The 18046-nt window shown below is 62.6% G+C and carries 15 protein-coding genes, 2 tRNA genes and 1 riboswitch; of the genes, 7 read left to right on the top strand and 10 right to left on the bottom strand.

Annotation, left to right across the window (positions count from 1 at the left end):
• Window positions 1-254: 254 nt before the first annotated feature.
• From Q0K00_RS03105 to sfsA, 4 genes are all read right to left on the bottom strand, one after another.
• Entirely contained in the window at window positions 255-1157 is a 903-nt protein-coding gene (locus Q0K00_RS03105) for a sirohydrochlorin cobaltochelatase (RefSeq protein WP_297227305.1), read from the bottom strand.
• Window positions 1158-1176: 19 nt separating this feature from the next.
• Window positions 1177-1404: riboswitch (cobalamin riboswitch) on the bottom strand.
• An 11-nt stretch (window positions 1405-1415) separates the two neighbouring features.
• Complete coding sequence (locus tag Q0K00_RS03100) at window positions 1416-2699, bottom strand: phenylacetate--CoA ligase family protein (RefSeq protein ID WP_297227303.1); 1284 nt, start codon at window positions 2697-2699, stop codon at window positions 1416-1418.
• Between the two features lie 565 nt (window positions 2700-3264).
• Entirely contained in the window at window positions 3265-3570 is a 306-nt protein-coding gene (locus Q0K00_RS03095; protein ID WP_297227301.1) for a hypothetical protein, read from the bottom strand.
• Window positions 3571-3647: 77 nt separating this feature from the next.
• Window positions 3648-4442 (bottom strand): DNA/RNA nuclease SfsA, encoded by a 795-nt coding sequence (gene sfsA, locus Q0K00_RS03090; RefSeq protein ID WP_297227299.1) that lies wholly within the window; start codon window positions 4440-4442, stop codon window positions 3648-3650.
• 126 nt (window positions 4443-4568) lie between these two features.
• On the opposite strand from sfsA, the gene Q0K00_RS03085 reads away from it, so the two are divergent.
• From Q0K00_RS03085 to Q0K00_RS03075, 3 genes are all read left to right on the top strand, one after another.
• On the top strand, window positions 4569-5756 hold the full coding sequence (locus Q0K00_RS03085) for a pyridoxal phosphate-dependent aminotransferase (RefSeq protein WP_297227297.1): 1188 nt from the start codon (window positions 4569-4571) through the stop codon (window positions 5754-5756).
• 108 nt (window positions 5757-5864) lie between these two features.
• A tRNA-Ala gene (locus Q0K00_RS03080) sits at window positions 5865-5940 on the top strand.
• A 275-nt stretch (window positions 5941-6215) separates the two neighbouring features.
• A tRNA-Ala gene (locus tag Q0K00_RS03075) sits at window positions 6216-6291 on the top strand.
• A 645-nt stretch (window positions 6292-6936) separates the two neighbouring features.
• Here Q0K00_RS03075 and Q0K00_RS03070 read toward each other — a convergent pair.
• From Q0K00_RS03070 to surE, 6 genes are all read right to left on the bottom strand, one after another.
• Complete coding sequence (locus Q0K00_RS03070; protein WP_297227295.1) at window positions 6937-7839, bottom strand: flagellin; 903 nt, start codon at window positions 7837-7839, stop codon at window positions 6937-6939.
• A 344-nt stretch (window positions 7840-8183) separates the two neighbouring features.
• The gene (gap, locus tag Q0K00_RS03065; RefSeq protein WP_297227293.1) at window positions 8184-9185 is read right to left on the bottom strand and encodes a type I glyceraldehyde-3-phosphate dehydrogenase; all 1002 of its coding nucleotides are present in this window, start codon (window positions 9183-9185) and stop codon (window positions 8184-8186) included.
• A 35-nt stretch (window positions 9186-9220) separates the two neighbouring features.
• Window positions 9221-10147: a class II fructose-1,6-bisphosphate aldolase gene (gene fba / locus Q0K00_RS03060; protein WP_297227291.1), complete on the bottom strand. Its 927-nt coding sequence runs from the start codon at window positions 10145-10147 to the stop codon at window positions 9221-9223.
• A gap of 341 nt (window positions 10148-10488) precedes the next feature.
• The gene (locus Q0K00_RS03055) at window positions 10489-12072 is read right to left on the bottom strand and encodes a GGDEF domain-containing protein (RefSeq protein WP_297227289.1); all 1584 of its coding nucleotides are present in this window, start codon (window positions 12070-12072) and stop codon (window positions 10489-10491) included.
• 15 nt (window positions 12073-12087) lie between these two features.
• Window positions 12088-12840 (bottom strand): transporter substrate-binding domain-containing protein, encoded by a 753-nt coding sequence (locus tag Q0K00_RS03050; protein ID WP_297227287.1) that lies wholly within the window; start codon window positions 12838-12840, stop codon window positions 12088-12090.
• 436 nt (window positions 12841-13276) lie between these two features.
• On the bottom strand, window positions 13277-14047 hold the full coding sequence (gene surE / locus Q0K00_RS03045; protein WP_297227285.1) for a 5'/3'-nucleotidase SurE: 771 nt from the start codon (window positions 14045-14047) through the stop codon (window positions 13277-13279).
• A gap of 70 nt (window positions 14048-14117) precedes the next feature.
• Between surE and Q0K00_RS03040 the strand changes: the two genes are divergently transcribed.
• The 4 genes from Q0K00_RS03040 (at window position 14118) to Q0K00_RS03025 (ending at window position 17714) form a co-directional block, all read left to right on the top strand.
• Window positions 14118-15155 carry an HD domain-containing protein gene (locus tag Q0K00_RS03040; RefSeq protein ID WP_297227283.1) on the top strand — a complete coding sequence of 346 codons (1038 nt, stop codon included), beginning with the start codon at window positions 14118-14120 and terminating at the stop codon, window positions 15153-15155.
• Between the two features lie 8 nt (window positions 15156-15163).
• Window positions 15164-15820 (top strand): dTMP kinase, encoded by a 657-nt coding sequence (gene tmk / locus Q0K00_RS03035; protein ID WP_297227281.1) that lies wholly within the window; start codon window positions 15164-15166, stop codon window positions 15818-15820.
• A gap of 216 nt (window positions 15821-16036) precedes the next feature.
• On the top strand, window positions 16037-16387 hold the full coding sequence (locus Q0K00_RS03030) for a hypothetical protein (RefSeq protein WP_297227279.1): 351 nt from the start codon (window positions 16037-16039) through the stop codon (window positions 16385-16387).
• Window positions 16374-17714: a histone deacetylase gene (locus tag Q0K00_RS03025; protein ID WP_297227277.1), complete on the top strand. Its 1341-nt coding sequence runs from the start codon at window positions 16374-16376 to the stop codon at window positions 17712-17714. The genes Q0K00_RS03030 and Q0K00_RS03025 overlap by 14 nt, the downstream gene beginning before the upstream one ends.
• Window positions 17715-18046 lie beyond the last annotated feature (332 nt).

Genomic DNA, 18046 nt, shown 5'->3' with positions numbered 1-18046 from the left:
TCTATAGCTTCGCTTTCCCGACCCTGTCCAGCCGTATCTGCCGCCGAAAAGAAGCGGACGGCCCCCATGCGCTCCGGCAAGGACCGTCCGTTTATCGAGCATTTTCCGTTTGAGGCGCGAAGCTTTCCAAGCCATGCGGCCTGTCGTTTCGCGGAAAAACACGGTCTTTCCGCTCACGCTGGGCCGGGCGACGCTGTGCTGCCGCCTCGCGTTTTGCCTTTTTGGGGCGAAGCGCTCCCAAAACCAAACGGGGGCTACGGCTTGACCGGTTCCCGCGTCAGGTCGTCCGTCGTTTCGCGGGCATGACGGATGAACACCGCCCGGACACCGGCGATCTCCCCGAGGCCCAGCAGGTTGGTCTTTACCTGAAAGCCCTTTCCACGCAGCCGGGAGGCCCAGCTGTCCGGCTCTTCGCCCGCAAGGTCGTTGCGGGCATGGTCACCGGCCACGACCATGAAGGGTTGCAGCCAGAGCGTCCGCAGCTTGTGCGCGGCAAGCTCCTCCACAAGTTCTTCGAAGGTGCGCGAGCCTTCCACCGAGGCCATGAACGTCAGGCCGTCCGCCTCGGCAAGGATACGGCGGATGCCTTCAAAGACCAGATCCGCCCGGCCGTGCGCCTGTCCGTGCCCCATGAGCACGAGTCCTTCCCCGGCCTTGCGTCCGCCGCAGCTCTCCAGCACGGCGGCCGCCACTTCGCGGGCGTCCTGCCGGGACTCCAGCAGGGGCCGCCCCAGATAGACGGCCTCGAAACGGCCGGGATGCGCCTTGACATCCAGCAAGACGGCCCGCTCCAGCGCGCCGAACTCTTCCCCGGCCATGACGTGCAGGGACTGGACGCGAACGACCTTCACGCCCTTGCGGGCCAGCGCCGCCAGCCCTTCACTGATGCCGCCCACGGGCGTTCCCCGCGCGGCCAGTTTCTTGCGGATGATCTGGGAAGTGTAGGCCCACTCCACGGCGGCGTCCGGGAAAGCCGCCCGAAAATCGGCATCAAGGGCTTTGAGGGCAGGGACGGCTTCGGGCACGCTGGTGCCGAAAGCCACGATGAGCAGGCCCTCGCGCGGCCCCGTCGCGGCCTGGACGGCGGGGGACAGGCTGACGAGCCAGAAGGCAAGCAGCAGGACAAGGAAACTGGGGAAACGCTGGATGTGAGACATGGATCCTCCTCAATGACGCGTCAAGGTGTGGATAACGAGCGGGTTTCGGACTTGAGGGAATATGGCGGCTCCCGCCGCCGGCCTTTGCTTCGCCTTCACCGCTTGCGCGACTGGCTGTCCGGACAGATACTGTCCGTGAAGCTCCGTACCCTCTTACCGCAGCGCGACTGTTTCCGATTCGCACGGAATTCCCCGCGATATGCTGTTCTCTGGCTATGTGAGGAAAGCTCCCCTGTCAAGCGTCATGCGGCGGACGGCTCACTGCCGCAGATCCACCACGCGCTTGGACTTGCTGAACGTGCGCGGCAGGCTGCCGGGATCGCAGATACGCACATCCACACGGGCCAGGATGGCCTTGTGCAGACGGCGGGCAAGGCTCTCGGCCAGCGCGGCGTCGCCGTCGGCGGAGGCCTGCGGGGCGCGCTCCACGGTGAGCGTCATATGGTCGAGCGCCCGCTCGTCCCGGCGCAGCTCCACCTGATACTCGCCGCCCAGTTCGGGATAAGCGCCGATGACATCCATGATCTGGCCCGGATAGATATTGACCCCGCGGAAAATGATCATGTCGTCCGAACGGCCGAGGATGCGGTCATGGCGGGGCATGGTCAGTCCGCAGGAACATTCGCCGGGCAGGAGGCGGGAAAGATCGTGCGTACGGTAGCGCAGCAGCGGCACGGCCTCCTTGCGCAGGCTGGTGACCACCATCTCGCCCACTTCGCCCACGGGAAGGGGCTGGAGCGTTTCGGGATCGACCACCTCGATGATGAAAAGGTCTGCCCAGTAGTGCAGGCCCTCGTGGGCATCGCAGTCCATGGCCGTCCCCGGCCCGTACATCTCGGTCATGCCCGCGATATCATAACTGGCCTCAAGCCCCAGCTTGCTCTCGATGGCAAGACGCATCTTCTCGCTGCGGGTCTCCGAACCGCAGATGACCTTTCTCAGTTTCAGCTCGTCGCGTATGCCCGCCCGCTCCACTTCTTCGGCCATGAGCAGAGCCATGGACGCCGTGGCCCCGAAGCAGGTGGCCCCCAGATCGCGCAGCAGCTGCAGATGCATGTCCAGATTGCCCGGCCCCACGGGGATGGTGAGCATACCCAGCTTTTCGCTGCCGAGCTGGAAGCCCGCGCCCGCCGTCCAGAGGCCATAGCCCACAGCCACCTGCATACGGTCGGCCGGGGTCAGTCCCGCCAACTCGTAACAGCGGGCCATCTGGAGGCTGAAGGTCTCGATATCCTTTTGCGTATACGCAAGGATCTTGCGTTTGCCCGTGGTGCCGCTGGAGGCGTGGATGCGGACGATCTCCTCCTCCGGCACACAACGGAGGGGCAGGGGATAGCCCGCGCGCAGATCGTCCACATCCACCGTGGGCAGGCGGCGCAGATCATCCAGACTGCGGATGTCGCCGGGCGCGACGCCGCAGGCGGCGAGTTTTTCCCGATACTGGGGAGAACGCAGGGCCTGCGCCACGGTAAAACGCAAGCCGTCAAGCTGGATGCGGGCCAGTTCGTCCGCTGAATATCGAGGAAGGAAACGGTATGCCATGCCGAACACCTTTTTTAGAGCATTTCCAGTTTGGAACGCATTGCGCTTCAAACCTTACGGCCTGTCGTTTCGCGGAAAATCGCTGTTATTCCGCTTGGTTTTGACCGAGAGAGCTGTGCCGCCCCGCGTCATATCTTTTCCATGGCAAAACGCTCTATGGAATGCCTGAACGGCAGCGACTCCTGCCGTCCGCCGCCGGGATTGTGCGCGTTTCCCGCGCACACCGCAAGGGGGAAACAGACGCCCGCGTCTTTCCGCGTTGCGCTTTGGCCTGTTAACACTATTTGCCGTTCGTTTGGGGAGAAGGGAAACCCCTCGCTCTGCTGTCGATGCCCGTAGCTTCCTGCGTCGCAACGGGCACGGCCTATGGCCGCCTTTCGGTCGCTCCCTTTCCCCCAAGCCCCCCACCCCTTCCCCAGCGCGCTTTTACCGGGAGAAGAGTCAGGGACGCGAGTCGCCCCCGCCCCAAAAACATATGGAGCGTGAACGGATCGCCCCCTTATTTAGTAAAATTATTTGTAAAATCTGTGTTGACAGGCCCTGGACGGGCGCGGGCGAGGTCCACTCACTTGTCGTGGCGGGGCGAGGCGGCGCGGCGTTCCTGCCGTTGCCGCCAGAAGCGCCGGGCCAGCTTCAGGAGGACATAGGCTCCCGCCAGCAGCAGGACGAAGGCGATGCCGAGCACCCCCCAGGCGTGCATACCCGCGCCCTCCCAAAGGCCAAGCACCCAGAAGAGCAGGAAGCAGCCGACCAGGAAGGCGGCCCAGCCCAGTGCCGGACGGCGTTCGATCTGGGCGAAGAAACTGATGCCCGCGGCAAGACCAGCCACAGCCACGGCGCTCATGACGAGCAGGGCCAAAAATTCCACCATGATAGTCTCCGTATCCGTTCTGTTGACTCACCAAAAAAATATGTCGCGCGCGCCGGGACGCATCGCGCCCGGAACGCTCATGCCGTCGGGCCGGGCCGCAGGGGGAGCTGTTCCTCCAGATCCACGCCCAACGCGGAGATCCGCGCCCGGAAGGGATATATCTCCACCCCGGCCTCCACGGCGGCATAGAACAGATCCGCATATTCGGGATCGATGAAGTCCGCCGGCGCGAAACATCTGCCGTCCGCCCGCTGCACCAGATAAAACATGGCTGCCCGTTCTCCGCAACGGGCGATATCCATGAGCTCCCGCAAATGCTTGCGGCCGCGCTCCGTGGCCGCATCGGGGAAACAGGCCGCATCATCTTCGGTCATGGTGACGTTCTTGCATTCCACCCAGAGCGGCGGCCGGTCCGGCGCGGTGAAACAGGCATCCAGCCGACTCTGACCGCGTACGGCCTCCCGGCGGCATTGCGTGTAGCCCGCGGCGAAGGGGAGCCTTCCGACATGGAAGGCGGCCTCCAGCAGACGATTGGGGACAGCGGTATTGACGCCGACCCAGAAGCCTTCCTTGCCGGGACGGACGCCGCCGCTGCCGTCCGGGAGGGTCTCGCCCAGCCAGACGGCTTCCTGCGTATAGGCCAGTTTGCGGGCGGGATTGGCGGCGGGACTGGCCAGCATGGGAGTGCCGGGACGGGTCAGCCCCAGCATACTGCCGGAATTGTTGCTGTGCACCCAGACATCCCGCCCGTCGAGACGCATCTCCACGCTGAAACGCTTGTGGCGGCGCAGGAACGTGCCGCAGACGCAGGGCCGGGCATGGGGCAGGAGCGGAGCGGGGGGCGACGTTTCTGACTGCGGGAGCTGCGGCATGGGATATCCTTGTCCGCCGGGGGCGGCGTCAATTTACAGCGTTGGGGGAAATTGCTACCCTTAACCGTTGTCCCTGCTGACGGATGGGCCGCCCTGCGGGACAGTCAAGCTTGCAAGGAGTCCCACATGCAGATTTCCGAACGGTTGCGCACCATCAAACCTTCCCTGACCCTCAGTGTCAACACCCGCGCCATGGAATTGCGCGAGCAGGGGGTGCAGGTCATCAGTCTTGCCGTGGGGGAACCGGATTTTCCCACGCCAAAACATATCTGCGATGCGGCCAAAGCCGCCATTGACGACAATTTTTGCCGCTATACCGCCGTGCCCGGCATCGCTGAACTGCGGCAGGCCGTGGCCGGTTATTTCAAAAAGGTGTACGACGCAAGCATCAAGCCCGAGAATACCATCATTTCCGCCGGGGGCAAGCACGCGCTCTACAACTTCGTGCAGGCCACCATCAATCCGGGGGATGAGGTAATCATCCCCGCGCCGTATTGGCTGAGCTATCCGGACATCGTCTGCCTTGCCGGCGGGACGCCCGTCATCGTGCAGGCTTCCGCGGCCCAGGGATTCAAAGTCACGCCCGACATGCTGGAAAAACATGTCAGCGAACGTACCCGTCTGCTCATCCTCAATTCCCCCAGCAACCCCACGGGCGCGGTCTACACCGCCGCCGAACTGGACGCTCTGCTGGAGTGGGCGCACGGACACGGCGTCTTTGTGCTCTGTGACGAGATCTACGACCAGCTCGTCTTTGCCCCGGCAAAGATGGCCAGCGCCATCCATCACTTCGAGCGCCGCCCGGAAGAGATCGCCATCCTCGGCGGCCTGTCCAAGAGCTTTGCCATGACCGGCTGGCGCGTAGGTTACCTGGTGGCCCACCCCGACCTCATCAAGAAGATCTCCAGTATGCAGGGCCACAGCACGTCCAACATCTGCTCCATTGCCCAAAAGGCGGCTGTGGCGGCGCTCAATGGCCCGCTGGACTGCCTGAGACCCATGCTGGAAGCCTTCCAGCGGCGGCGGGACATGGCCATGCAGGTCATCCGCAGCTGGCCGTGGGCCGTCTGCCCGCAGCCGGACGGGGCGTTCTATCTATTCGTGGACGTGAGCGGCTGTTACGGCGGCAGCGTGAAGAATTCCACGGAACTGTGCACGCGCCTGCTGGACGAAGCCCATGTGGCCCTTGTGCCCGGGGCGGCCTTCGGGGATGACAACTGTATCCGCTTCTCCTATGCCGTGGCCGATGACGTGCTGGCCAAGGCGCTGGAAGCCAGCGGCAAGGTCATGGCGAAGCTGGCGGCCGAAAAGTAACCCGTTGGATAATAAGGATATTTTCTCCAAGAAAAATTTTTTTGGAGACTTTAAAAGTTTTTCGTTGACAAAGTGGGACGTTTTCGGCAGTATCCATCTTGTCCGAAAGGGGTTGTAGCTCAGTTGGGAGAGCGCTTGAATGGCATTCAAGAGGTCGGGAGTTCAATTCTCCCCAGCTCCACCAGAAAATATGGGGACTTCGCAAGAAGTCCCCTTTTCTGTTTCCAAAGTCGACTAAGACGCTGCTCCAGTCGGTTTTTTGCATCGAGCCGGGGAAGCGGTAACACCGCGGATGAAAAATTCGGAAAACGCGAGAGAGCGGCAATCTTGCGCCCAGAAAGCTTGCCTGATCGCAAGCAGGGCGACAACGATTGCCCACCACATACGGCGGTCATGGCGAACGCGGCGTTGACATGTTGACAAAGAGGGGCGTTTTCGGCAATATCCATCTTATCCGAAGGGGTTGTAGCTCAGTTGGGAGAGCGCTTGAATGGCATTCAAGAGGTCGGGAGTTCAATTCTCCCCAGCTCCACCAGAAAAAAAGGGGACTTCGCAAGAAGTCCCCTTTTTTTGTCGCCAAAGCCGGTTGAACACAGTTCCAATCGGCTTTTTCGTCTCCAGCCGCGCGCAAAGCCGCTTCCTTCCCGGCCGAGCCACCACAACCGATGCCAAACCGCAGAGGATGGCGGCCTGTTCCCAAGCGCACTACGCAAGTACGCTTTTCTGAGCAGCATACAGGCCCAGGCCTTGCCCGCATTGCCCCTAGTCGCCGCATCCGAAGTCTCCCCCCAGCACATTTTCCGTTTGCAATGCATTGCGCTCAAACCCTGCGGCCTGTCGTCTCGCGGGAAAAATGCGGCTTTCAGCTCACCTTTGACCGGAAGACGCTGCGCCGCCCCTTGCGTTTTGCCGTTTTTACCGGCAAGCGCTCTACCACGATCTGCGCACGGCCCCGCAGATAGTGTGCAGAAACTATCAGTGCAGCTTGTTATTCCCTCGAAACACGCAAAAACCACCCGTGATCCGGGTGGTTTCCTGTTTCGCGCCTGACGCGCAATGACAACAGACATAAAAAAGGGGATGCCCGAAGGCATCCCCCTGCATAACCCGTTGGTGAGGCGAGGCTCCCCAGCACTCGCCTCCAGGCTTGCGCTTTTCTCCCTCCACCACAACAGTCTGGTTAGCCGATAAGCTGCAGAGCCATCTGCGGCATGCTGTTGGCCTGCGAGAGCATGGCCACGGCAGACTGCGTAAGAACCTGATTGCGGACGAAGTTGGTCATTTCGGTGGCCACGTCCACGTCGCGGATGCGGGATTCGGCGGCCTGCAGGTTTTCGGACTGCACGGTGAGGTTGGTCACGGTGTTTTCCAGACGGTTCTGCATGGCGCCGAGGTGAGCACGGATCTTGTCCTTGGACACGATGGCGTTGTTGATGGCCACCAGAGCTTCCTGAGCGGCCTGCTGCGTGGAGATGGTGCTACCGGCGGCGCCGGCGCGAGCGGAGATACCCACGCCCAGAGCGGAGGCGGTGCAGTCACCGATCTCGATGTAGTAGTAGTCTTCAGCGGAGTCGTTGGCCGTACCGAAGTGCACCTTCAAGGCGCCCTGAGCGGTCAGCTGAGAACCGTCGTGGATCTTGCCGTCGGCATTGTTCATGGCGGACAGCGTGCCGTCGAGCAGTTTGATGCCGTTGAAGTCGGTGGCGTTGGCGATACGGGTGATTTCCGAAGCCATCTGCTGGTATTCGGATTCGATCATCAGACGCTGCGTGGAGTCGTAGGTACCGGTGGCGGCCTGTTCCGCAAGTTCCTTCATGCGGATCAGCTTTTCGTCGATAACGCCAAGGGCGCCGTCAGCGGTCTGGATAAGGGAAATACCGTCGTTGGCGTTGCGGACGCCCTGATTGAGGGCGGCAACGTCGGCGCGCATGAGTTCGCTGATGGCCAGACCGGCGGCGTCGTCAGCGGCGCTGTTGATGCGCATACCGGAAGACAGGCGCTGGGTAGAGGTCTGCAGGTTGCCATAGTGACCGGTCAGAGTGTTGGCAACATTGGTGGCCATCGAGTTGTGATTGATATACATAACATTCCTCCATGAATGTCTGTATGGGAGTTAATTCGCATCCCGCATCCTTGCGGGCATAGCCTGTTACTTAGCTTATCGACGCTCCGGTCTGCGCCATTAGGGGCGAAATAAAATTTTTTGCAGAAAAAAACGTGCGGTCAGCTGAGCTGACCGCACGTAACGATGTGCGTCGTTTTGCGCCGCAGGCACGCGACCTTGGGGCCTCCTCAGTTTGGAACGCTTTGCGTCTCAAACCATACGGCCTGTCGTTTCGCGGAAAAAACGCGGTTTTTCCCCTCACGTTGGGCCGGACGGCACTGTGCTGCCGCCTCCCATCATGCCTCTTTCAAAGGCAAAACGCTCTAGCAGGAAGCCCCGACCAGACGCAGCAGGCGCACCAGCTGGTTGGTGAAGCCGGCTTCGTTGTCATACCAGACGATCAGCTTGAGCAGGGTGCCGTCCATGACCTGGGTGGTCAGGGAGTCCACCACGCCGCCGTGCGTATCGGCCTTGAAGTCGATGGAGACCAGCGGTTCTTCGCAGTAGCCGAGGTTGTCCTTGAGCGGGCCTTCGCAGGCGGCCTTGAGGGCGGCATTCACTTCTTCGGCCGTGGTGCTCTTTTCCAGCTCGCAGGTGAGGTCCACCAGCGAGATGTCGGGGGTGGGCACGCGCACGGCCATGCCGTCCAGTTTGCCCTTGAGGGCGGGGATCACGAGCGCGGTGGCCTTGGCCGCACCGGTGGAGGTGGGGATCATGGACACGGCGGCCGCACGGGCCCGGCGCAGGTCCTTGTGCGATCCGTCAAGGATGCGCTGGCTCATGGTATAGGAATGGATGGTGGTCATGAGGCCGTGCTTGATGCCGAACACGTCGTTGATGACCTTGGCCGCGGGAGCCAGACAGTTGGTGGTGCAGGAAGCGGCGGAGATGACGCTGTGGGCCGCGGCGTCATAGACGGCGTCGTTGACGCCCATGACGATGGTGGCGTCGGCTTCCTTGCAGGGAGCGGAGACCACGACCTTCTTGGCTCCGCAGGCCAGATGCAGGGCGGCGTCGTCGCGTTTCTTGGCGGTGCCGGTGGTTTCCACCACGAAATCGACCCCGAGTTCCTTCCACGGCCATTCGCCGGTCTTGCAACGGGTCACGGTGATGTGACGCCCGTTGACGATGATGCCGTTCTCGTCATGCCCGACGGTACCGGCAAACGTGCCGTAGACGGAGTCATACTTGAACAGATGGGCCAGAGCGGCATTGTCCGCGCGGGCATTGATGGCGGTGATGACCACGTCCTGCGAGTCCGCCATGAGACGCAGCAGGTAACGACCGATGCGACCAAAACCATTGACACCAAGTTTGACGGCCATTGTATACTCCTCTTGTGATCTGTCTGAAGAACGGGTTAGGCCTTGCCGGACGAGCCCATGACGTTGCGGATCTTGTGCGCGACCATCTTCTTGACGGCCTCACGCGCGGGCTTGAGATAGGCACGCGGGTCGAAATCTTCGGGATGCTCCACCAGGTGCCGACGGATGGAGGCCGTCAGCGCAAGACGGATGTCCGTATCGACATTGATCTTGCAGATACCGAGCGAAGCGGCGCGGCGCAGCATCTCCTCCGGCACGCCCTTGGCGCCGCCGACCTTGCCGCCGTACTGGTTGCACAGCTCTACGAACTCCTGCGGCACGCTGGAAGCGCCGTGCAGCACCAGCGGATATTCCGGCAGACGACGGCTGATCTCCTCAAGGCGATCGAAGTCCAGCTTGGCATCTCCCTTGAACTTGTACGCGCCGTGGCTGGTGCCGATGGCGATGGCCAGCGAGTCGCAGCCGGTACGCTCCACGAAGTCCACAGCCTGCGCCGGGTCGGTATAGATATGCTCGGCGGAGCTCACATGCTCCTCCACACCGGCGAGCTTGCCCAGTTCGGCCTCGACCCAGACGCCGCGGGGGTGAGCGTATTCCACCACTTTGCGGGTCAGCGCCACATTGTCCTCATAGGGCAGGTGGGAACCGTCGATCATCACGGACGTGAACCCTCCGTCGATGCAGGCGGCGCACATCTCGAAATCCGGCCCGTGGTCAAGATGGACCACCACCGGCACGGAGGGGTCTTCGGCCAGCGCGGCTTCCACCAGCTTCATGATATAGGTCTGCCCGGCGTATTTGCGCGCTCCGGCGGAGACCTGGAGGATCACCGGGGATTTCTCCTCGGAAGCGGCCTGCATGATGCCCTGAACGATCTCCATGTTGTTGACGTTGAAAGCGCCCACGGCGTACTGGCCCTTGTAGGCGGCCGCGAACATTTCTTTCGGCCCGATAAGCGGCATGATTTCCTCCTGAAAGGGTATATGGATCGACATGAGCGTGACGCCATGTCCGACACTCTTGCGTATCGCCAGCATATCCCATTTGTGAAAAAAAGAAAATACCCGCCGTTACGGCAAAAGGTATGCCGAGCCCTGACGAGGGGGCGGGAGAGGACGGGTGAGAGAGACCCCGTGCCCGAGCCGGTCGACGCGAGCTGAAAAGCTTCCGCAGGGGAAAAGAGACCCCTTGCCGCAAGGTCGGACACATCTTCTTTTGCCGACAGGAAAAAGGCCTGTACGCTGCTCACCCCAAACGGCCGTGTCCGTGCCGTCAGGAAAGCGCCTCTCCCGCGCGCGGGGTGCTAGGCGTGTTGCGTGCCCGCCGTGTCTTGTTCCCTGGAATAATGGCAGACCCGGTTCCTGCCGGAATTTTTGGCCGCGTAGAGGGCGCTGTCGGCATTGGCCAGCAACTCTTCCACATGCGTTATCTCACCCTGTTCACGTGAGGCCACGCCCACGCTGATGGTCAATACGCCCGATTCCAGCCCGGGGTGCGGGATATGCAGCTTTTCCACAGCTTCCCGCAGACCTTCGGCAACGGCCATGGCGCCCTCCCGGCCCGTTGCGCTCAGCAGGCCCACGAATTCCTCCCCACCATACCGGAAGGTCTTGTCCGAGGAGCGGGCGCAGCTCTGCTTCACCATGCGCGCCACCGTCTGCAGGGCCACGTCCCCGGCCAGATGGCCGAGCGTATCATTATACAGCTTGAAATTGTCCACATCCACCATGAGGATGGCAAGCGCATTGGTCTGGCGGTCCTGCTGTATGGCCTGATCCAGCGCGCGCCGGTTGCCGAGCCCGGTCAGATCGTCGGTCAGGCTCAGACCGGCGAAACGCTCACGCTCCTGCTCCAGCAGTCCGGAACGTTGATGCAGGTCATTGAGATAGGCATTGAGGCTCGGCAGGATGTCGATGATGTCGGAAAGCTCCTCGATGCAGGTCTTCGGCAGGCGCGCCATACCTTGCCCCCCGCGCATGTCGCGCAGGATCTCCGTCGTGCGGCGCAGCGGCAAAAAGATCTGTTGCTGGAGGGCCACGAAAAGCAGCAGCAGGAACAGGGCATTGCCGATGCCGAGGATCGTGAAGATGCTGCGGATGCGGCGGGTCTCGCCATCAATGGTCTCCATGCCCTCATAAATGCCGCGGGCCTCCACGGAAGACGCCTCCACGCTCAGGCCCACCAGCACCTGATCGATATCCTTGACGAGCAGGTCGAAATGCTCCTGATAACGGCGTATCTCCTGTTGCTTGTCTCCGATGCTTTTCCAGACGCTCTCAAGGCGCCCGCAAGACTCGCGGGTCTCCGGATCATTTTCCCCATGCTTGCGGCAAGCGCTGAAAAGCTGTCCCACGGAGTCGGACGTAAAGGCGTAGGAGCCCGTCACGAGCGACAGATATTGCGGCTGATCGGGCAAAGGCTCCGCAAGGAGCGGGAAAAGAGCTTCATCCCAGCTGACATGCTCGGCCAGTCGGCCAAGCGTCAGCAGGAATCGCCATTCCTCCCGGCGAACCTCATCCACCAGCTCGAAAAGCGCAAGCCGCTGGGCCATCAGCTCGTCCAGCAGCGGGTAGACCTTGTCCAGCACAGGCTTGAATCCGACATTGCCGAAACCCGCATCCGCCAGCAGCATACGCAGGGACGTGGACGCCTGTTGCAGCTGGCGGGTATTGACCGCATAGCGCATCTGCGAGGCGTTGAGGCGCATGTGCTCGATATTGAGCAGGAACTGCTGGCGCTGCAGGATATTGGGCAGATAATCGTGGGCTGCGGCATTGGCCATGCTTTCGATGCGCTGCAGGGTGCTGAGCATGTACATCTGGAACACGAGCAGCACGAACATGACAAGCATGATGGACAGGCCAAAGGATCTGATGCCGATACGCATGGCCGGCCGCCTTGGTTAATAGATGCTGAAAGAAAAGTACTTGCGCATGATGCGCTCGTACTCCCCGGTGACGCGCAGCGTGAGGATGGCCTGATTGACGCGCTCCACCAATTCGGGATGTTCCTTGCTGACGGTCACGCACGAACCGCTGGGGTTCTCCCGTGGAAGGACGGGATTGCCCAGCATGACGAAGCCAGCCCCTTCGGGCGACTTGAGGAAATTCATGCCCGGAAAGCCGTCGATGAGCACCACGTCCACCCGATCCCTGGCCAGCGCCTCCAGCAGGCTCTGGTGGGACTCGAAGCCCACCACGACAGCCTTGCCCTTCCAGATCCTGCGCAAGGCGATGAGCTGCATGGAATTGTGCTGGGCAGCCAGGATCTTGCCTTCGAGCCCCTTCTCGTCGAGACGGATGCCGGGCCTGCCGATGTAGAGAGAGTGCGACCGATAGTAGCTGTTGGAAAAGAGCATGATGCGCTTGCGCTCTTCCGTCACGCCGAGACCGGCCACCGCCATATCCAGTGACTGCGAGGACATGGCCGAGATGATGGCGCTCAACGGCAAGGCTACGGTCCGGCATCGGGCGTGCAGCTGACCGCAGAGAGCCGCGGCGAATTCGACATCAAAACCGACCAGATTTCCCTGCTCATCCAAATAGGAAAAAGGAGGATAGTTCTGCAGGACAGCCACACGCAGTTCGTTCGCGGCATGGGCGTCAAGGGGAGCCTTGCCGAAAAACGCCGGCAGGAACAGCAGACAGAACGTCATGAAAAACCGGCTCAGGGGAAAGCGTTGTTTCATAACAGGACCGCACCGATGCCCTTTCTTCCGCCTGGAGGCAGCAGAAGGGTCAAAGATCTCTCCTGCCCGTGGGGCGAGACCGCCCGTCCGACAACTGCCGGGTCAACCGCAGGTTATGTTTTTTCATACACGGCAGACGACGACTCTGCAAGCGCAACGAGATGTCCCGGCCCGAAAAAGCGGGACTTCCCTCGACGCAACAATCAAGCTTTTCTCCGGTCCGTCCCCGCGCTTTGCGCCTCCGCTCTCTCCGTGGGGGCAGATCGCCCCCTCTGTCAGAGGCAAGACCGCCTTTTTTCCTGTCCATGCCGAAAAAAACGACCTTGCGGACAAGGATGCCGCTGCGATCGTTTTTCCGCCCTCCGCCGTCCTTCCCGCAGGCCACACGACGCCGCCGCGCGGGCTACGGCCTGCCGCCCTCCTCCAGCATACCCGCAAGGGCAATCAGGCCCTGCTCATCCGTAAAGTCGAAGCGCAGCGGGGTGACGGTGATATAGCCCCGATTCAGCAAGTCCTTGTCCGAACCGGCATTGATGGTCTGCGGCGGGATCTCGCCCACCAGCCACCAGTAGGGTTCGCCGCGCGGGTCCTTGCGCTCGAGATAGGCATTTTTCCAGACGGCGCCGGTCTGCGGGCAGACCCGCAGCCCCCTGGCCTCATGCAGCGGCCCGCGAGGGTAGTTCACATTGATGACCCGGCGCGGCGCAAGGCGGCTCCAGTCGATGCGCGACGCCAGCTCCACGGCATGGCGGGCCTGCGGCAGGAGGTCGTCCTGCGGTGAAGCCACATCGCAGGAGACGGCCAGCGTGGGCAGCTCCTCGTGGGCGGCTTCGGTGGCCGCGCCCACCGTACCGGAATAGAGGATGTCCGGGCCCACGTTGGCCCCGGCGTTGATGCCGGACATGACGAGATCCGGCCGCCGGGGCAGCAGGCAGGCAAGGGCGAGCTTCACGCAGTCCGTGGGGGTGCCGTACAGGCCGATCCCCCTGAAATCTCCCTCCTCTATGCGCTCGGCCCGCAGGGGATCGAACACGGTCAGCGAGTGGCCGACGCCGGACTGCTGGCGCATGGGGGCCACCACATGCACCGCATGTCCGGCCTCGGTCAGGGCCGTGTACAGGGCGCGCAGGCCCGGTGCGCGGATGCCGTCGTCATTGGTCAAGAGAACATCCATTTGACAATCCCCCGGAAACAAGGAAATGTGAGGCAACATGCCCGCTACGGCGGGCCGCCAAGGGTACTATATGGAAAAAGGTCACCACGTCAAAGAGATAACTCCTCCCTGCGAGGCGCAGGGCGTATTCGCCGTTTCGCAGGCCTCGCTTGCGCAATCCCGCAACGGGCCTTACTGGCGGCTTGCGCTCAGTGACGCCACGGGGACGCTGGAGGCCAAGATATGGTCCCCGCTCAGCACGGAATTCACCGACATCCCCGTGGGCAGCCTGGTGGAAGTGCAGGGCAGGGCGGCGCTGTTCCGCGAGCAGACGCAGCTCACCGTCGAACGCCTGCGCGTGCTCTCCGACGAGGAGGCCGCCACGCTGCCGCCTGCCGCCTTCATGCCCGCAAGCCCCTATGATCTGGACGAGATGATGGCGGAGCTGCACGAACTCATCGGCAAGGAGTTCGTGCACAAGCCGTGGCGCAAATTCGTGCAGGGCGTCTTTCGGGATGCGGAGCTGGCCGCGACCTTCCGGGTCTGCCCGGCGGCCAAGAGCGTGCATCATGCCTATGTGGGCGGCCTGCTGGAACACAGCCTCGGCGTGTTCAAACTCTGCCGCCGCCTTGCCGACCAGTATGTCGAACTGGACCGCCAGACGCTGCTGGCCGGGGCCATCTTCCACGATATCGGCAAGATCCGGGAATTTTCCGGCGGCCTGGTCAATGATTATACCGACGAGGGCCGCCTCATCGGGCATCTGGAACTCGGCATCGAGCTGCTCGCTCCCTTCTGGCACAAGGCCGGACTGGAGGAAGGACTCGTACGCCACCTCAAGCACCTCATCCTCAGTCATCATGGCGAACCGGCCTTCGGCGCGGTACGCCTGCCGCAGACGGCCGAGGCCCTCGTCCTGCACTATGCGGACAATATCGACGCCAAGATGGCCCAGTGCCGCGGCCTGTTCGCCGCGCTGGAAACGGAAGAGGGCTGGACGCCCTACCAGAATACCCTGAGCCGGGCCCTGTTCCGGGGGCCGCGCACGCCGCAGGCATCCCCGACGGAAAAGGAGCCGCGCAAGAGCCGTCAGCGTCCCGCTGACGACAACCTTCTTTCCCTGTTGTGAGGCTGGCCATGTTCATCACGTTTGAAGGCATAGAAGGTTCAGGCAAGTCCACGGCCCTGACCCTGCTGGCGCAGGAGCTTGAACGCCGCGGTTTCGATGTGTTGCGGACCCGCGAGCCCGGCGGCTGCGGACTGGGCCGCGCCATCCGTCCCATCCTGCTGGATGCGCGGACGCGCTGCCTCAACATGCGGGCGGAACTCTACCTCTTCCTGGCGGACCGGGCCCAGCACGTGGCCGAGGTCATCCGTCCGGCACTGGAGGCCGGACAGATCGTCCTCTGTGACCGCTATACGGATTCCACGCTGGCCTATCAGGGCTACGGGCGGGGGCTCGACCCGGAAAAGCTGCGTCGCATCAATGAGATGGCCACGGGCGGCCTTGTCCCGGACCTGACGTTGCTCATGGACCTGCCCGTGGGACTGGGACTGGAACGCGCCGGGCTGCGCAATCAGCGGCAGGGCACCGTCATCTCGGAAGGACGGTTCGACGCCGAAAGCATGGATTTCCATGAGCGGGTACGGCAGGGCTATCTTGCCCTTGCCGAGGAGGAACCGCAGCGCATCGCCTGCATCAACGCCGAACAGCGGCCGGAGGACGTGCTGTTGCAGGGCCTCTCCGCTGTGGAGGATTATCTGGGCCGGAGCGGCCGCGGCCTTGAACCCTGAGTCCGGGAGCCGGGAACATCCGGCCGTCCGCTATCCCCGGATACGCGCACGCCTGGAGCATTTTACCGTTGAAAAAGGCAAAATGCGGAGCGACGGCACAGCGCCGCCCGGCCGAAACCACGCGGGAAAAACCGCGTTTTTTCCGCGAAACGCCAGCCGTACGGTTTGAGATGCGAAGCGGTTCAAACTGAAAATGCCCTATGTGGAGCCTGTCACATGATGGAGATCTATACGCTTACCATGCTCGATAACGGCAACATGACCTACCAGCCCCGTCAGGACCCCGCGCTGGAACAGGCGCTGGCGGCGGGCGAACTGCCGACGGGACATGTGCTCGTCAACCGTCTGGGCGACCCCGAATTGCTGCATTGCGCCGTCTGCCGCCGCGAGGACGGCGCGGGCGGTTGCTTTTTGCTGGAGGACGGCGGCGGACTGCTCATGGCCGTAGTGGCGGAAAGCAACCTGGCCTATGCGCTGGGTCTGGGGCTGTTCGGGCCCATGGTTTCCGAAGCCCGCTATGCGGCGGACATCTTTGAGAACGGAGCCGATGACGATGACGAGCTTTAGCGCCTCGCGGCGTCTGGGCGTGGTCTTTTTCCCGGCCTTCGACTGGGCCATCTCGCCCACGCATCCCGAACGGGAGGAACGCCTGCTCTACACGCGGGATCAACTGCTGGAAGAGGGGCTTTTCGATATCCCCGGCATCACGGAACACCGGCTGGACATGGCCGAATATGGCCAGCTCGAGCGCGCACATTTCTGCCTGCCCTCGGTGCGGGCCGTGTGCACGGATTCGCATCTGGCCTCGGCGGGCGGAGCCATCACCGCCGCCCGCCTGGTCATGGAAAAGAAGGAAGACAAGGCCTTCGCCCTCGTGCGTCCTCCGGGACATCACGCCATGCGGGTGGTGCACGGCAACCGAGGCTTCTGCAACATCAACAATGAAGCCGTGATGGTGGAGTATATCCGCGACCACTATCCGCATCCCGACGGACGCCCGCTGCGCATCGCCATCGTGGACACGGACGTGCACCACGGCGACGGCACGCAGGACATTTTCTGGAACGATCCCTACACGCTCTTCATCTCCCTGCATCAGGACGGGCGTACGCTCTATCCGGGTACGGGCTTCCTCACGGAATGCGGCGGCCCGGCGGCGCTGGGACGCACGGTCAATATCCCCCTGCCGCCCGAAACGGCGGACTCCGGCTATCTCTATGCCATCCGCCATGCCGTGCTGCCCATCCTGGAGGAATTCAAGCCGGACCTCATCATCAATTCCGCCGGGCAGGACAACCACTTCACCGATCCGCTCGCCAACATGAAGCTGTCCGCCCAGGGGTATGCGGCCCTCAATGCGGCGCTCGATCCCGATATCGCGGTGCTGGAAGGCGGCTACGCCATCCGCGGCGCGCTGCCCTACGTCAACATGGGCATCTGTCTTGCGCTGGCGGGCCTGCCCGCCGACGACATCCGCGAACCGCAATGGACGCCGCAGAGCGAACGGCAGAGCGCCCGTGTCAGCGAATATATCGCCGGGCTCTGCGAGGCGGTGGTGGACGGTTACCGCAATCCGCCCTCCTGCCCCGACGAAGGCGCGGAAGAACGCCGCGCCGACGGCGTATGGTGGAGCCGGAGCAAACATATCTTCTATGACACGGACATGCTGCGCGAACAGCAGCGGGAAAGCTGGCGCATCTGCCCGCACTGCACCGGGCTGGGCCGCTTTGAAACGAGCTCCGAGCGTGTCCGCCGCTCCCTGTGCCTGCTGTTGCCGCGCCAGGCCTGCGAGCACTGCCGCCAAGTGGCGGAAAACGAGGCCGACGCGGCCCGCAAGAGCGGCCGTTACGCCCATGTCCTCCTGCTGGACGGCGACGCCCGCGACGGCGGCTAGGGGCCTGTTACCATTATTCGCTGTCTGTTTGGGGGGAGGGGTTCCCCTTCCCCCCAAGCCCCCCATCCATTCCCCAGCGCGCTTTTACCGAGGAAAGGATCAGGGGCACGCGGAGGCTCCGTCCCCAAAGGCAAGCGGAGCGCATACAGCTTTTTCCTTATTTATTTAAATTATTTGTAAAATTTTCACTGACAGCCCCTAGGCGACGCAGGGACCTTACAGGCATCGACAGCAGCGCGCGACCGAAAGGCGGCCCACTAGGGTCAGGACTCATTAAAGGTAAAAAATGACAATGGCAGCAATATGGATTGCCGAAAGGAATGTATGGGCAC

Source organism: uncultured Desulfovibrio sp., from assembly GCF_944327235.1.
Taxonomy (GTDB): Bacteria; Desulfobacterota; Desulfovibrionia; order Desulfovibrionales; family Desulfovibrionaceae; genus Desulfovibrio.
The sequence above is the reverse complement of the archived record's forward strand: the minus strand, read 5'-3'. Positions and strand labels throughout refer to the sequence as shown.

What these genes read in the sequence shown, in the direction of transcription:
- Q0K00_RS03105 (WP_297227305.1), bottom strand. Translation starts at nt 1,157, where the DNA reads ATGTCTCACATCCAGCGTTTCCCCAGTTTCCTTGTCCTGCTGCTTGCC.
- Q0K00_RS03100 (WP_297227303.1), bottom strand. Translation starts at nt 2,699, where the DNA reads ATGGCATACCGTTTCCTTCCTCGATATTCAGCGGACGAACTGGCCCGC.
- Q0K00_RS03095 (WP_297227301.1), bottom strand. Translation starts at nt 3,570, where the DNA reads ATGGTGGAATTTTTGGCCCTGCTCGTCATGAGCGCCGTGGCTGTGGCT.
- sfsA (WP_297227299.1), bottom strand. Translation starts at nt 4,442, where the DNA reads ATGCCGCAGCTCCCGCAGTCAGAAACGTCGCCCCCCGCTCCGCTCCTG.
- Q0K00_RS03085 (WP_297227297.1), top strand. Translation starts at nt 4,569, where the DNA reads ATGCAGATTTCCGAACGGTTGCGCACCATCAAACCTTCCCTGACCCTC.
- Q0K00_RS03070 (WP_297227295.1), bottom strand. Translation starts at nt 7,839, where the DNA reads ATGTATATCAATCACAACTCGATGGCCACCAATGTTGCCAACACTCTG.
- gap (WP_297227293.1), bottom strand. Translation starts at nt 9,185, where the DNA reads ATGGCCGTCAAACTTGGTGTCAATGGTTTTGGTCGCATCGGTCGTTAC.
- fba (WP_297227291.1), bottom strand. Translation starts at nt 10,147, where the DNA reads ATGCCGCTTATCGGGCCGAAAGAAATGTTCGCGGCCGCCTACAAGGGC.
- Q0K00_RS03055 (WP_297227289.1), bottom strand. Translation starts at nt 12,072, where the DNA reads ATGCGTATCGGCATCAGATCCTTTGGCCTGTCCATCATGCTTGTCATG.
- Q0K00_RS03050 (WP_297227287.1), bottom strand. Translation starts at nt 12,840, where the DNA reads ATGACGTTCTGTCTGCTGTTCCTGCCGGCGTTTTTCGGCAAGGCTCCC.
- surE (WP_297227285.1), bottom strand. Translation starts at nt 14,047, where the DNA reads ATGGATGTTCTCTTGACCAATGACGACGGCATCCGCGCACCGGGCCTG.
- Q0K00_RS03040 (WP_297227283.1), top strand. Translation starts at nt 14,118, where the DNA reads ATGGAAAAAGGTCACCACGTCAAAGAGATAACTCCTCCCTGCGAGGCG.
- tmk (WP_297227281.1), top strand. Translation starts at nt 15,164, where the DNA reads ATGTTCATCACGTTTGAAGGCATAGAAGGTTCAGGCAAGTCCACGGCC.
- Q0K00_RS03030 (WP_297227279.1), top strand. Translation starts at nt 16,037, where the DNA reads ATGATGGAGATCTATACGCTTACCATGCTCGATAACGGCAACATGACC.
- Q0K00_RS03025 (WP_297227277.1), top strand. Translation starts at nt 16,374, where the DNA reads ATGACGAGCTTTAGCGCCTCGCGGCGTCTGGGCGTGGTCTTTTTCCCG.